This is a genomic window from Solibacillus isronensis, from assembly GCF_900168685.1.
In the GTDB taxonomy this organism is placed as follows: domain Bacteria; phylum Bacillota; class Bacilli; order Bacillales_A; family Planococcaceae; genus Solibacillus; species Solibacillus isronensis_A.
Map to the genome: position 1 here is coordinate 43,432 of NZ_FVZN01000014.1, position 13,809 is coordinate 57,240.

At 38.8% G+C, this 13,809-nt stretch carries 15 protein-coding genes; 8 read left to right on the forward strand and 7 right to left on the reverse strand.

Annotation, left to right across the window (positions count from 1 at the left end; all coding sequences use genetic code 11):
* The first annotated feature begins 148 nt into the window (after positions 1-148).
* Positions 149-2,509: an RNA polymerase recycling motor HelD gene (gene helD / locus B5473_RS08990; protein WP_079524555.1), complete on the forward strand. Its 2,361-nt coding sequence runs from the start codon at positions 149-151 to the stop codon at positions 2,507-2,509.
* A gap of 91 nt (positions 2,510-2,600) precedes the next feature.
* Here the strand turns inward: helD and B5473_RS08995 are convergent, their stop codons facing one another.
* The gene (locus B5473_RS08995; protein ID WP_079524556.1) at positions 2,601-3,080 is read right to left on the reverse strand and encodes a GyrI-like domain-containing protein; all 480 of its coding nucleotides are present in this window, start codon (positions 3,078-3,080) and stop codon (positions 2,601-2,603) included.
* 110 nt (positions 3,081-3,190) lie between these two features.
* Between B5473_RS08995 and B5473_RS09000 the strand changes: the two genes are divergently transcribed.
* The gene (locus B5473_RS09000; RefSeq protein ID WP_079524557.1) at positions 3,191-4,153 is read left to right on the forward strand and encodes a helix-turn-helix transcriptional regulator; all 963 of its coding nucleotides are present in this window, start codon (positions 3,191-3,193) and stop codon (positions 4,151-4,153) included.
* A gap of 47 nt (positions 4,154-4,200) precedes the next feature.
* Here the strand turns inward: B5473_RS09000 and B5473_RS09005 are convergent, their stop codons facing one another.
* The 3 genes from B5473_RS09005 to B5473_RS09015 form a co-directional block, all read right to left on the reverse strand.
* Entirely contained in the window at positions 4,201-5,016 is an 816-nt protein-coding gene (locus tag B5473_RS09005; protein ID WP_254865281.1) for a murein transglycosylase, read from the reverse strand.
* Between the two features lie 17 nt (positions 5,017-5,033).
* Positions 5,034-5,477, reverse strand: coding sequence for a GNAT family N-acetyltransferase (locus B5473_RS09010; protein WP_079524558.1), 444 nt, complete (start codon positions 5,475-5,477; stop codon positions 5,034-5,036).
* A gap of 107 nt (positions 5,478-5,584) precedes the next feature.
* Complete coding sequence (locus tag B5473_RS09015; protein WP_079524559.1) at positions 5,585-6,046, reverse strand: staygreen family protein; 462 nt, start codon at positions 6,044-6,046, stop codon at positions 5,585-5,587.
* A gap of 170 nt (positions 6,047-6,216) precedes the next feature.
* Between B5473_RS09015 and B5473_RS09020 the strand changes: the two genes are divergently transcribed.
* Complete coding sequence (locus B5473_RS09020; protein WP_079524560.1) at positions 6,217-6,582, forward strand: hypothetical protein; 366 nt, start codon at positions 6,217-6,219, stop codon at positions 6,580-6,582.
* Between the two features lie 133 nt (positions 6,583-6,715).
* On the opposite strand, the gene B5473_RS09025 is transcribed toward B5473_RS09020, so the two are convergent.
* Complete coding sequence (locus B5473_RS09025) at positions 6,716-7,636, reverse strand: EamA family transporter (protein WP_139377722.1); 921 nt, start codon at positions 7,634-7,636, stop codon at positions 6,716-6,718.
* 163 nt (positions 7,637-7,799) lie between these two features.
* Positions 7,800-8,570, reverse strand: coding sequence for an SDR family NAD(P)-dependent oxidoreductase (locus B5473_RS09030; protein ID WP_079524561.1), 771 nt, complete (start codon positions 8,568-8,570; stop codon positions 7,800-7,802).
* Between the two features lie 194 nt (positions 8,571-8,764).
* Between B5473_RS09030 and B5473_RS09035 the strand changes: the two genes are divergently transcribed.
* Entirely contained in the window at positions 8,765-9,397 is a 633-nt protein-coding gene (locus B5473_RS09035; protein WP_079524562.1) for a nitroreductase family protein, read from the forward strand.
* A gap of 67 nt (positions 9,398-9,464) precedes the next feature.
* Here the strand turns inward: B5473_RS09035 and B5473_RS09040 are convergent, their stop codons facing one another.
* Positions 9,465-10,325: an EAL domain-containing protein gene (locus B5473_RS09040; protein ID WP_079524563.1), complete on the reverse strand. Its 861-nt coding sequence runs from the start codon at positions 10,323-10,325 to the stop codon at positions 9,465-9,467.
* 275 nt (positions 10,326-10,600) lie between these two features.
* Here B5473_RS09040 and B5473_RS09045 point away from each other — a divergent pair, with 275 nt between their 5' ends.
* The 4 genes from B5473_RS09045 to B5473_RS09060 all read left to right on the forward strand — a co-directional run bounded on the left by B5473_RS09045 (position 10,601) and on the right by B5473_RS09060 (position 13,711).
* Complete coding sequence (locus B5473_RS09045; protein WP_079524564.1) at positions 10,601-11,215, forward strand: hypothetical protein; 615 nt, start codon at positions 10,601-10,603, stop codon at positions 11,213-11,215.
* A gap of 126 nt (positions 11,216-11,341) precedes the next feature.
* Positions 11,342-11,827: a Cys-tRNA(Pro) deacylase gene (ybaK, locus tag B5473_RS09050; RefSeq protein ID WP_014824786.1), complete on the forward strand. Its 486-nt coding sequence runs from the start codon at positions 11,342-11,344 to the stop codon at positions 11,825-11,827.
* Positions 11,828-11,844: 17 nt separating this feature from the next.
* A complete protein-coding gene (locus B5473_RS09055; RefSeq protein WP_014824785.1) occupies positions 11,845-12,462 on the forward strand; it encodes a YczE/YyaS/YitT family protein in 618 nt (205 codons plus the stop codon).
* A 58-nt stretch (positions 12,463-12,520) separates the two neighbouring features.
* A complete protein-coding gene (locus B5473_RS09060) occupies positions 12,521-13,711 on the forward strand; it encodes a glycine C-acetyltransferase (protein ID WP_014824784.1) in 1,191 nt (396 codons plus the stop codon).
* Positions 13,712-13,809 lie beyond the last annotated feature (98 nt).

Genomic DNA, 13,809 nt, shown 5'->3' on the forward strand with positions numbered 1-13,809 from the left:
CCAAATGCATTGTAAAAAATGCTGACACGTGGTAAATTTATATAGATATGCGTAAAAATAATATTTATGCGTATATTATCCCTTACTCTAAGTATATATAAAAATTCTTTATTAGTCAACTCTTAAATATTTTCAAGGAGTGAATGTTATGAAAGCAGATTTTCTGAACGAACAAAAGAGGTTAAATAGTGTTGTGAACGTAATAAATGATCAAACACTTCAACTGGAATCAGAAACGTTAAAGCTCCGAAATGAAGTAGTAAATACTCGTAAGCATTTTTGGGATGAAATCAAAGTGAATACGGATTCGTTTGATGACTTTTTGGAAACCGTTATTAATTTAAGACAAGAAGCGCAGGTATTAGCTGTTGGTGAAAGTACGCATCATCACGCATCCAAAAGATTAGCTGTCTTGCATCGGATGAAGTCGGTCCCTTATTTTGGGCGAATTGATTTTCTTGAAGAAGGTTTTTCAGAGCAGGAGAAAATTTATATTGGAATTTCATCTTTGATGGATTCAAGTGGTGAGGACTTCCTTATTTATGACTGGAGAGCACCGATTTCAAGTGTCTATTATGACTATGAACCTGGTCCCGCACAGTATACAACGCCTGGGGGCAAGGTTTACGGTGATCTCGAGAAAAAATGGCAATACGTTATTCGTGATGGGAAACTGCAATCTATGTTTGACACAAGTCTCACGATTGGTGATGAAATTTTACAGAAGGTGCTTGGAAAAGGCGCGGATAAGTATATGCAAAGCATCGTAGCAACGATTCAAAAGGATCAAAACCGTATTATTCGCCATGATCAAGGTCGTATGCTCATTGTGCACGGTGCAGCCGGAAGTGGTAAAACTTCTGCTGCATTACAAAGAATCGCATTTCTATTGTATAAATACCGGGATCGCATTAAAGCCGACCAAATTATATTGTTTTCACCAAATGCTATGTTTAATAGCTATGTTTCCAACGTACTTCCGGAGCTTGGGGAAGAAAATATGCAGCAAGTTACATTTCAGGAATATTTGGATCACCGCTTAAGTAAAGATTTTCACTTAGAAAATCCATTTCATCAATTGGAATATGTGCTTACTGCAGCAAATAACCCTTCATATAACGCAAGGATTAAAGGCATTCAATTTAAAGCATCCGTTAAATATGTTGAAGCGATTAAATTATACCGAGAAACTTTGGAAAAATCGGACCTGTTATTTAAGGATATAAAATTCAGAGGGAAAACAATCATATCAGCTCAGCAATTGTCAGAGAAGTTTTATGGAGAACATATTTCACTGAGTTTCCAAAGCAGACTTGAAAAACTGAAAGACTGGCTAATGAATAAAATTAAAGAAATAGAAAAAGTTCAACGTTCTCAGCCATGGGTAGAGGAGGAAATTGAGCTACTAAGCGATGAGACATATCATAAAATTCACAAATATTTAGCGAAGAAAAATGGCTTTGAACGAGAAGAACAGGCAGATTATGAAATGGATCATGATGCGCTTATTCAAGTAGTCGTCCGCCTGAAACTGAAGGCAGTGAGAAAACAAATTCAAACACTCGACTTTATTAATTTAGAAGGCATTTATAAACAGCTTTTTACAGATCCATTATTAATGCAGCAGCAATTAAAAGTGGAAGTACCAGATGAGTGGGAAGCGATATGCGAAGACACACTTCAAATGATGGAAGCGGGGACGCTGTATTATGAAGACGCGACACCATTCCTATTTCTTCAGGAATTGATTCAAGGCTTTCAAACGAACCGTTCGATCAAGCACATTCTCATTGATGAAGCGCAGGATTATTCGCCGTTTCAATTTGAATTTTTGAAGCGTTTATTCCCTTCTGCCAAAATGACGGTGCTAGGTGACTTTAATCAGGCGATTTTTGCTCATGCAAGTGGAGTAGGAGATTTTCAAATGCTTAACCACCTCTATGGAGAAGAAGAGACGGAAGTTATCAACATGACACGAAGTTATCGTTCGACGAAGCCGATTATTGAATTTACACGGAGTCTCATTGCAAATGGAGAAAAAATCATTCCGTTTGAGCGTGCCGGTGAGCTGCCGGTATTAAACCAATTGGAAAATCATACACAATTGCACGAGCGCATTATGTCTAACATTTCGAAATTGCAAAGTGAAGGCTATGGCAGTATCGCAGTTATTTGTAAATCAGCAGAAGAAAGTAAGACAGCATTTGAGGCGTTATCTAAAATTGACGGAATTAAGCTTATAAAAAGTGGTACAGCGGAATTTGAGCAAGGAGTTGTAGTCATTCCTTCTTATTTAGCGAAGGGGATCGAATTTGAAGCGGTCATTATTTACGATGCATCTGAAAGCGTATATGGAGACGAAAGTTTACGCAAAATTTTTTATACAGCCTGCACAAGAGCAATGCACGTGCTGCAATTGTACAGCGTAGGGAAACCAAGTCCTTTTATGCAAAAGGCTTTGGATGGAAATTTTGTACAACTTGAGTTGAATTCAGAAAGCATTAGGTAAACACAGTTGTTTCATTAAAACTTAAAGTAAACGGAGTCCGGGAGTGTACCGGGCTCCGTTTTAATTTTGGGTCTAGAATCCATCTTACCTGTTATTTCTTAATAACCGGAATCCACATTTCCCCGTATAACTGACCGTTTTGTTGACCCATTATAACTGCTGCGTTTGGACCTCCTACATAGGCGTAATCTGTTGCTTCTTGTAACACTTGTCCGAAGGCGATCCCTGTAACAGTATTGGCCAGCTCTTCTGCGGTAGAAGCTTCACCTTTAACAACTACGTACTCTCCTTTAGGAAATTGGATGACTCTAGTTGCCTCCGGTAATGTTTCATCAGTCAGAACCCCGGCATAATGCATCATCTTATTATTCACTGCTTCATTCACGATAAAAATATAGTCGTTTGTAGCTACAGCCTTTAATGCATCCAGTCTTCCATCCTCATTGACCGCATGCCAAAAATCGGCCTTTTCTTTATTTATCCCCATATAGTCTGTGTAATCGCTCTTTAGTTCTGTTCCAAAACCTAAAACAACAAAGCTGTCCTTTTCTTCAATCATGTAATTTGCCATAGTAAAAACCTTCTTTCAATTTTAGTTTAATCAAGATTTGTTTTTTTACTTGATAAGTTTATAATAGCCATAAATCATGTCAAAATATGATACTGTTTTCGGAGGCGCCAATGAAAAAAGTTGAACGAATTAATACAATCATGCGGTATATCAACAACCGTGCCCACTTTACCATTTCTGAAATTATGCAAGAGTTTAATATCTCGCGTTCAACGGCTCTACGAGATATCAGAGAAATTGAAGCTATCGGGATGCCGCTTGTCGCTGAAGTTGGAAGAGAAGGGGGTTATAGTGTCTTACATAATTCTGTGCTCCCCGCTGTTCGCTTTACAGATAATGAGATTAAAGCTCTTTTTATTGCCTTTATGGCAACAAGAAATCAACAACTTCCATATTTAAAAAGTCGTCAGTCATTAGCAGAGAAGTTACTCGGTTTAATTTCAGAAAACCAGCAAGACGACCTTGTGCTGTTAAATCAAATATTGCTTTTTGAAGGAACGAACCCTCACAATCCGGAGTTGCTGGATTTATCCGATTTACCTGATCCTGTGATTGAAAAGCTTATACAAACACTTCTGATTGACCGCTATTTAATTATTATAGTCAAAGAAGGGAAGTTAACAAAAATGTATTCAATTTATCTCTTGCACCTTCATCATGAAAAGGGGAACTGGCTGATAGAAGGCTTTGACGCAGGTGAGGAAAAGAATCGGATTTTTCCTGTATCAAATCTGATCGATGTAAAACCGGACGAGGGGAAAAATAGAATCAGTAAGAAAGAGATTTTAGAAAAGCTTAGTGAACGGAGTAAAGAGAATAACCTTGTACTTGAGCTTGGTCCAAAGGCAATCGCACAGTTCAAAAAATATCATCCTTTAAAACTTTCTATTTCCTATACAAATCCTTACCAAACGACAGCCATTCTAGAAGCTGTTATCAATACTGAAAACGAGGAAGATATAGTAGAGATAACGAATTGGCTGCCATTTTTGGGAGCGGATATAACAATTAGAAAATTGCCGGGAGAAGTGCTAAAAGGGATACAAGAGAGCGTGTCTGTATATTGCCGTTGAAAAACCCACTTAAACTGATAAGTGGGTTTTATCATTGAAGACAAATTTCAATTCATATCTTTAACATATTGCTCCAAATCAGCGGGTGATTTTAGCTGATTCAGTTCTTTTACAGACTCCGCATCCTCTGATTTATAAGAAAAATAAAATCGGGCAGCTCTATCATCCAAGTGTTCGAAGTTAAATTCATTATAGGGAAGTTTGCGTTCCTTTTTCGTCAGCTGTTTTTGCAGATTTTCATTAAAGAACACAATTTCAATGCTGAAATAATTTAAATTCTGCTCTTTAAAGTGCTGGATCATCTCATAGGCTTTCCCCAGCTGATCGTTTATATTATTGGATGATTCCAGAATAACATTGGCAAAGACAATATTTCCGATACCGTCAGCTTCCTTTTGCAAAATTTCTTCGTACGTGTCGGTATGGTCATATTGTGCTTCGATTTCATCGGGAAACGTCACATTTACCATATAGGAGTAATTTTCAACAGTTCCATAAAGTTCTTCATACAGCACCCCAAATTGCGTGTTCAGTTCATCACGCCAATGCATTTCCAAATACGTATCGTAAAGGGGTTCCATATCCTCACCAACCGAAACCGTAACTTCCAGATCAGGATTCTTCTTTGGATGAGCAATAATATGGTAGTCCCCGAAATCATCGCCCAATGGTTTGGAATAGGTTGATTCATCAATCACAAAGTCTTCGTTATATTTTTCTTCAAGAGAAGCTTCAGCGGCATTTTCCGCTTTGTAGCCTATAATCGGGTAGTAAAAATAGTCAAATGAAGCAAACGTGAGTATTAAAATAAAGAACGCTGGAATTGCAAGTATCGCCAGTAACACAATTTTTATTATTCGCATCGCTATTTTCTCCTATCCTAATACGAATAGCGTGCTACTTGTTCACCTTCAATAACAAGGCCGTCTATTTCCTGAAAGCCCATTTTTTCATAGATGCGCTTTGCATGCTCATTGTCAGGCTCATAGGAAAGGGTAATTGTTTGATGGTGAGGCTCTTTCATTGCTCGAATATCCTCTATAACGAGCCGAACCGCCTCCTTGCCATAACCTTTCCCCTGATGTTTTTGATCGATCATCATTCGGTAAATCCAGTGCTCATGGTCATCTTCATCAAGACCATAAAGCGTGAAACCGATCATTTCTTCACCATAGTAAATTCCTTTCGCATGGAAATTTTCCAGAAAGTTCAGCTGTGCCAGTGACACCGCATTCGAGGCGACAAACTTTACTTGATCCTCCCGTACTTTTAGCGAGATCGCTTTTATCCAATTGTCTTTTGTAATCGTTTTTAAATGCAGCATTTTTTTCCCTCTCTCATGTAAAGTGAAGTGTTGTGCATTACGCACTAACAATTAATACCATAAAAGGGATTGGATTTAAATATTACATTTTACCGCATTCCATCAAATTAAAAGGAAGTGGAATAACTGCTGAAAGTCCCAAAAATCTCTTGTGTGTTTAGCTGGGGGTATGTGGATATAAAGTTTACAATGATTAATCCAATGTCCAAAGCTGGATAGACATCGAATATAAAGCGGTCACCATAACGGATCGCCGTCAATGCAAGCGGCAATTCGCGCCGGAATACTTCATACCGCCGCATAGCTGTATTAAAATCCTGACCTTCTTTGTTAACCATTACATAGGCGTTGTAACATATATAGTACCCATTCGTTTTCCATTCGCCAATTACTTCATCTCTCATATTCTTATTCACTTTGTCCCACGCAAACTGTGTTCCAATTGTTAAAAATAATTCTCCGGTGTCATCAGAATGGGTGAGTGTATGGTGTCTTGAAATAACAGGTTCTGTTGCGGTAACAACATCCCTGTATTCAACGGACAGCCTTTCGGGATTAAATTTGTTCATGTCATTGCTCCAATCTTTTTCTTTATTCATATGCATTCTTTTTATTGGGGGTGAAGGGGGCGTGACTATGAGTAATTAACGTTTCATCCAAGTATTTCAAATGTCTATATTGCGAAAAATCATGAACATATACTAGGTTAGAGGTCAAACTTAGTAGGGAGGTGAATGATATGCCATTTTTTGGGCAAAATTCTAGGGCGGGGATGTTTCCGCCAAATGGACAACAATTTGGTCCTCCACCGCAAATGGGCAGACAGCAGATGGGAATGCCTCGATCCAATGAATTTGCAAGACCGAGGGAAGCCTTTTATCCCCCATATCCGGTTAATCCTAGACAGGGGCAACAGCAGTTTAATCCTTATCCACAACAGCAGCAACAGCAGTTCAACCCTTTTCCACAACAGCAACAACAGCAAGGATCTCGCTTTAGCGGTCTATCGGATAATTTAAATACAGTGATGGGCCATGTAGGGACATTAACGAATGGAATTAATACAATGAGACAAGTAGGCGCAATGCTGAATCTCTTCAGATAATTAAATATAAAACTCGAAATATCAATTTAGCCTATCAATAGAAAATTATTGATAAGCTTTTTTGTTTCTGTAAATAAAAAGACGCTAACCAACGGCTGTTTGCACAGTTGATTAGCATCCTAATTAATTTTTATTATGCTGATGAAGAATTGTTCTCTTTGTACGTTTTTCTCATCCGAATGATGTTCGGGCCGATTTCATTTAATACAATCGCTATGAGGATCAGCACAATTCCGATCCATTGCAAAGGTGTGACCGTTTCGGCCAAAATAATGCTCGCCGATAAAATCGCGACAGGCAGTTCAACAGAAGTTAATATATTCGCCAAACCTCCTGAAATGAGTGGTGCACCGACTGCATAAAACAGTGGCGGCAATACTGCTCCAAACAATGAAACCCCAGCAGCACTCGTCACCAAGTTTCCTTCAAGGGGAAATACAGCAGGGATGTCCTTCATAAATAGGATAAATACTAAAATCGTTGAACCTGTCACCATTAAAGCGGTACGGGTTAATGGATTGACATCAACGGCGACTTTCCCGCTGAAAAAGATAAAGGCAGCATATGTAAAGGCAGATAATATGCCCATAACAAACCCTTTAATCGGAAGGCCTTGCATATCGCCAGTTAAAATATTCGATGCAAAAAATACACCGACAAGAATAAGCACAATTGCAAATATAGTAATCGGCGCGGGCTTAATTTTATTGAAAACCCATTCGAACAGAATGCCGATCCAAATGAACTGGAACATTAAAATGATGGCCAGTGAAGCAGGTAAATACTGCATCGCACCATAATAAAAAATACTTGTTAAACCGATAAAACATCCGGTAATCATAATTGGAAGGATGTTCTTTTTAGTCAGCCCCTTCAACCCGCCCCCTTTTAGGAAAGTGATCGACCATAACAGCAGAAAGGAAATGACCATTTGGACAAGATTGATTTGCCCAAGTGAGTAACCGTGCCCAAACCCTAATTTAGCGAACACAGGTGTAAAACCAAAGCATCCTGCACCTAGCAGTACAAAGAATACTCCTTTATTTATCTTCATATCTATAAACCTCCGATAATGCTTGAGAATAACGATTTTATATTAACATATATAACTTGCAGTGGCAGGGGTGACGGGTTATGAAGGAGCTAAAAAAAATTTTGTATTTGAAATGGGGAAAAACCAAAAGAATGGGATCTTTTGGTTTTTCTTTTCTTTAAATTTAAACATTGTATAATGCGCCATCTATCGTGAAAGAAGAAGAACTTACATATGAAGCTTCATCAGAAAGTAAGAAAGCAATAACATTTGCTACTTCTTCCGGTTCACCATAGCGTTTCATCGGTACAGCATCATTGTATGCTGCTTGAGCTGCCTCTGCAGCGCCCGGCGCAACATTTGCTTCAATTTTACGCATCATTTGTGTATTGATCACACCTGGATTTACCGTATTTACACGAACATTATACGCTGCTGCTTCTAAAGCGGCCACCTTATTAAGACCCATTACTGCATGTTTAGATGAATTATATAGTGCCATACTTGGAGAACCGATTAAGCCGGCTACTGATGAAGTATTGACAATAGAACCGGATTTTTGTTCTTTCATTACCGGCAGTACATATTTTAGGCCGAAAAGAACACCTTTTACATTAATGCCATATACAAAGTCGAATTCTTTTTCTGTAATTTCTTCAAGAGGTTTTGCCGGGCCTTCAACACCTGCGTTATTTACAAAGCCGTCGATTCGGCTGAATTTCGAGATTGTTTGATCTACATAGTTTTTTACATTGTCTTCTTTTGACACATCAGCTTTTACAATTAAGCTGTTTTCATCTGTAAGTGAAAGTTCTGTTTGAACAGCTTTAATCGCATCTTCGTTTAGATCGACCAATACAACTTTTGCTTTTTCATTAACCAGTTTTCTTACAATCTCTTTACCGATACCTCCTGCAGCACCTGTGACAATAATAATTTTGTTTTCAAATTTCATATTCTGCATCTCCTGTTTCTTTAAAATAATTTTATAACTTATTGAATTCCCTATAGAAAGTATGGACTTTCTATTATTTCTCAATCGACTAAAAGAAATGAAATTATTGACAACTAAATTTATAATATGGTAAATTTATCTCGAAATAAAGATACTTTAATTTGAAATAAATTACAAGGAAGAGGTAACACAATATGAACTTTGAAGAATTAGTAAAGTCTCGCCATTCCGCTACAAACTTTATTGAAAATGAACAAATGACAGAAGAGGATTTTAAAAATATATTTGAGCTGACAAAGCTGGCTCCAAGTGCATACAACTTGCAGTTTACGAACTACTTGGTTATTACAGATCTGGAGAAGAAGGAAAGAGTAAAAGAATTAAGCTACAACCAATATAAGATACATACAGCGAGCGGTGTTGTTATTGTTATGGGTAATAAAAACAGCATTGAAATGCCGGAAGTTGAAAAAATCTACAGTCCATTAAAAATGCTGAAGATGATGGATGAAGTCGAATACGACATGACGATGGAATTAATTAAAGGGTATAGTGACGGGTTAAAAGACAATCCGCACGAATTAAATTTAGAACTGATGCGAAATGCAGGTATTCATGCCATGCTCTTTATGATGAGTGCCAAGCATTACGGGTTTGATACATGTCCGATGCATGTCCATAATGTTGAGGAATTACGAAAAGAGTTCAATATACCAGATCATTTAGAACCGGTTATGATGATTACGATTGGGAAAAGCGTAGAGAAAGTGCGAGCACGAGGCTACCGGAAACCAGTCGGTGAATTTGTGAATTTCAATGGGTATTAACCAATAAAATTTAGGCGACTGAGCATCCGATAAGGGATATTCAATCGCCTATTATATTTTCCGGTATTCATCCAGAAATAGGATTACTTCCTTCTATTAAATCCTCATAAGGGCGCCCGATTGCATAGCCTTGCGCATAATGAACGCCGACTGATTGGATGAATTCATATTCCGCCTTTGTTTCAATGCCTTCAGCAATTACTTTTGTCCCCGATTCAATCGCATAATTTAAAATGACTGTTAAAAGCTGCTGCTGTGCTTTATGCTGATCGATATTTTGAATAAGTGAGCGATCCAGTTTAATAAATTCCGGCTTTAAGTAAATTAATGTTTTTAAACTATTGTAGCCTGAACCGACATCATCAACCGCAATGCGATAGCCTTGTGACCGGTAGTGGGAAAGTACCCGTGCAAATTCCTCGAAATCTCCGACAGCACTGCGCTCGGTCAGCTCAAATACGACCTGTTCAGGGGATATATTTAATTTTTCCAGTAAAGCTCTCGTTTCACCGCTATGATAATTTTTATCGAGTAAAACATTTGGATGGATGTTGATAAACAATGTGAAATCCTTCTTCTTATTGTAATTGAGCCATTTTTTATGATAGCGTACGAGCGAAAGATTCCGGCAAAAGCATTCAAACAAAAATACTTTATCCGTTTGCCCAACAAATTCATAGAAAATATCCGCCGATTGAAAAAGTTTCAGCGCAATCGGGCGGTTCAATGCTTCAAAGCCAAATGTCGTGTTGCTTTTCACATCATAAATAGGCTGGAAATATGTATTCATCGCTTCTTGCGCAATGATATTTTTCAATGCTATTGACTGGGATAGATGGCGGATCATATTATTCTTTAACAGAAACCGCTGCATCATTTCCTTGAAGTCAATTGAATTGTTCGGCTTTGAATTTACGAATGTTTTCATGGAATGCTCCTACCTGAAGTTATTTATGATTCTTAATTGTAAACAGCAATTGTTTTGGCATTATAAAGGCGGTGTAAAGATTGGTTTTTCATTATGGGTAATGGGTACTTAAAATTAATGAACAGATAGTCCAATTTATAGGTGAATAATGCAGAACAGGTTGGTAGGAAAGTTCTGAATATGAACAATTGTTGAATATCTTCTATATAAAAGCGGTATATGTTGATATATTAATTAAAAATTAATGCAACTTTTACAAAAGGGGTGAAGAAGATATGAAGATTTCTAGCTTGGCACGAGGCTTTAGTTCAGAGTTAGATGAAAGAAGACGTTCCCAGCTTCGTAAAGAGGCAGGCGAAGTATATAAAAAGCATGCACAATATACGGATCCAAAGAAAAATCCACTGCTAAAAGCGCTGGAAAACCTGCTTTCCGGTAAAACAGAAAAAGATTTGCTGGAAAACGACAATGCCAATCAGGCAGAAAACCTTGCAGTGCCAACTGACATCACGTATTCACAAACATCAACACCGGATAATGTGCATCTAGCATCAGCTGTCCCTTCATCTCAAGATTTACTTACAGCAGCAAATGTTTCAACCTCCATTCCGCAAAAGCCCGCAAACACTCAAATAGAACTTACAGAGCAAGAACAAGAAGACGAAGCAATTCCGTTGTCGAACGAAAATCTTTCTTTTACGATACCTGAAAAGTTCCAACAAGATTTTGCACGTAATCCAGATGAGCAAACCGTATTTGGTCAAGAGTTGGAAAAGTGGTTATTTCAGCGTTCCTTCAACATAGCTGCACAAAAATACAGCGCTCATATTGCAATGGTGAATAACGGTTACCGTTTGACAGAGGAATCGGTTTTTTCCCAAATTGCATGAAAATAAGCCCGCTCATATGGAGTGGGTTTTTTATATTTAAGTAAATTACAAAATTGCATTAAGCAGCACTTAGTAAATCATTCAGTGGTATAATATTTCCAAAGTTTAGAATTTGGAGTGGTCTTTTTGGCGAAGAAGCAGGCAAAGACGAATGCAGTTCGTTTAATTGAGCAAAAAAAAATCGCACATGAAATTTTTGAGTATACAATCAATGACGGGGAAGCGGTGGATGGATTGACTGTTGCCGGGAAAATTGGCCAGCCTGTCGAACATGTTTATAAAACATTGGTCGCCACTGCAGGAAAGGGCAATTATTTTGTTTTCGTTATCCCGGTCGATGCGGAACTGAATTTAAAGGCTGCCGCAAAAGTGGTAGGGCAAAAGAAAATTGAGATGCTGCCCGTAAAAGAGCTACTCGGTTTGACCGGTTATATTCGGGGAGGCTGCTCGCCGATCGGGATGAAAAAGCTGTTTCCAACAATTATTGAGGAAGCGGCGACTGCACTTGACTATATAATTGTCAGTGCCGGAAAAATCGGGATGCAGATTAAGCTTGCACCGGAAGATTTACAACAGGCAACGAACGGGCAATTTGCATCGATTGTTTCTTGATAGAAAGAAGGATTGTTGTGTCGAAAAAATTTAAGTGGCAATGGGGAAGTTTCTTTGTAGGAATGATGATCATGGCGCTTGGTATCACGATGACGATTAAAGGGAATGTTGTCGGGACCGCACCATGGGATGTATTCCATATTGGTCTTTACAAGCAAATTGGGTTGACGATCGGTTCCTGGTCCATTTTAACGGGTCTGACGATTATTATCGGGACATCGATTTATTTAAAGCGCATTCCGAAGCTTGCGACGTTTTTAAATATGCTGTTCATTGGTTCATTTATCGATTTGTTCAATTGGCTCCTGCCAGAGACAGGTATTTTTGTACTGGAACTTACGTATTTTACAGCCGGCTTTTTTGTGATGAGCATTGGCTGCGCGCTGTATATCGCGGCAAGTCTTGGCGAAGGCCCGCGTGACACGATTATGATGATTATTGCGAGTAAAGGCTATTCTGTGAAAACAGGGCGGCTTGTTATGGAAGTATTTGCGACTGGCGCCGGCTGGCTGCTTGGTGGTCCTGTTGGTTTTGGGACGGTTATTTTAGCGCTCGGCACAGGTTATGTCATTCAGCCTTCACTGTTTTTCTTTAAAAGAAAGCTTGAGGAAATAATCGGAGAGCCGCTTACATAAAAAATTCCCCCTCTATGCTAAAATATAGTGGAAATAGATATCGAAAGGATGAACGCGCATGTCAAACGTATTAAATACCTTTTTAGATGAAAACTTACTGGCACTACAAGCACAAGGTTTATACAACGAAATCGATCCGGTAGAAGGAGCAAACGGCCCGATTATCAAAGTTGGAGGCAAACAGCTTGTAAACCTGTCTTCAAACAACTATTTAGGTTTGGCGACGAACGATGAGCTGAAGAAAATCGCTCAAGACACGATCGCTTCATACGGTGTCGGTGCTGGTGCTGTTCGTACAATTAACGGCACACTTGATCTACATGTAAAACTGGAAGAAACATTAGCAAAGTTTAAAGGTACAGAAGCAGCAATTAGCTATCAATCAGGCTTCAACTGTAATATGGCGGCAATTTCGGCTGTTATGGACAAAAATGATGCAATATTATCGGATGCATTAAACCATGCTTCAATTATCGACGGCTGCCGTTTATCTAAAGCAAAAATCATTCCGTTTGCGCATGCGGATATGGATGATTTACGCGCAAAAGCAAAAGACGCAACAGAATCAGGCCTTTACAATAAAGTAATGGTCATTACAGATGGCGTTTTCTCGATGGACGGCGATATTGCCAAGCTTCCGGAAATCGTGGAAATCGCAAAAGAATTTGATTTGATTACGTATGTAGACGATGCACACGGTTCAGGCGTTACAGGTAAAGGTGCCGGAACAGTGAAGCATTTCGGTCTGCAACATGATATCGACTTCCAAATCGGTACATTGTCAAAAGCAATCGGTGTTGTCGGCGGCTATGTGGCAGGGAAGAAAAATCTGATCGACTGGCTAAAAGTTCGATCTCGTCCGTTTTTATTCTCAACAGCATTACCACCAGGGGATGTTGCGGCTATTACACGTGCTGTAGAGATGATTATGGAATCAACTGAGCTGCATGACAAGCTTTGGGAAAACGGTCAGTATTTAAAAGACGGCCTAGCAAAACTTGGCTTTAATATCGGTAATTCGGAAACACCGATTACACCATGTATTATCGGCGAAGAAAAGCTGACACAACAATTCTCGAAACGTTTACTCGAAGAAGGTGTGTACGCAAAAGCAATCGTGTTCCCGACAGTACCAAAAGGAACAGGCCGCGTGCGCAATATGCCAACAGCGGCACATACGAAAGAAATGCTCGATGAAGCACTAGCGATTTATGAAAAAGTAGGCCGCGAGTTAGAAGTAATTAAATAAAAGATGTTAAGCTCAGCGCTGTTTTTATGGTGCTGAGTTTTTTGTGATTTGAGGATTAAAAATGGAATTGAGGATTATAAAATAGTGAACTGAGGATT

Bases quoted from the DNA above. Each gene is read 5' to 3' on its own strand.
- helD (WP_079524555.1), top strand. From the start codon at position 149: ATGAAAGCAGATTTTCTGAACGAACAAAAGAGGTTAAATAGTGTTGTG.
- B5473_RS08995 (WP_079524556.1), bottom strand. From the start codon at position 3,080: ATGGCAAATTACATGATTGAAGAAAAGGACAGCTTTGTTGTTTTAGGT.
- B5473_RS09000 (WP_079524557.1), top strand. From the start codon at position 3,191: ATGAAAAAAGTTGAACGAATTAATACAATCATGCGGTATATCAACAAC.
- B5473_RS09005 (WP_254865281.1), bottom strand. From the start codon at position 5,016: ATGCGAATAATAAAAATTGTGTTACTGGCGATACTTGCAATTCCAGCG.
- B5473_RS09010 (WP_079524558.1), bottom strand. From the start codon at position 5,477: ATGCTGCATTTAAAAACGATTACAAAAGACAATTGGATAAAAGCGATC.
- B5473_RS09015 (WP_079524559.1), bottom strand. From the start codon at position 6,046: ATGAACAAATTTAATCCCGAAAGGCTGTCCGTTGAATACAGGGATGTT.
- B5473_RS09020 (WP_079524560.1), top strand. From the start codon at position 6,217: ATGCCATTTTTTGGGCAAAATTCTAGGGCGGGGATGTTTCCGCCAAAT.
- B5473_RS09025 (WP_139377722.1), bottom strand. From the start codon at position 7,636: ATGAAGATAAATAAAGGAGTATTCTTTGTACTGCTAGGTGCAGGATGC.
- B5473_RS09030 (WP_079524561.1), bottom strand. From the start codon at position 8,570: ATGAAATTTGAAAACAAAATTATTATTGTCACAGGTGCTGCAGGAGGT.
- B5473_RS09035 (WP_079524562.1), top strand. From the start codon at position 8,765: ATGAACTTTGAAGAATTAGTAAAGTCTCGCCATTCCGCTACAAACTTT.
- B5473_RS09040 (WP_079524563.1), bottom strand. From the start codon at position 10,325: ATGAAAACATTCGTAAATTCAAAGCCGAACAATTCAATTGACTTCAAG.
- B5473_RS09045 (WP_079524564.1), top strand. From the start codon at position 10,601: ATGAAGATTTCTAGCTTGGCACGAGGCTTTAGTTCAGAGTTAGATGAA.
- B5473_RS09060 (WP_014824784.1), top strand. From the start codon at position 12,521: ATGTCAAACGTATTAAATACCTTTTTAGATGAAAACTTACTGGCACTA.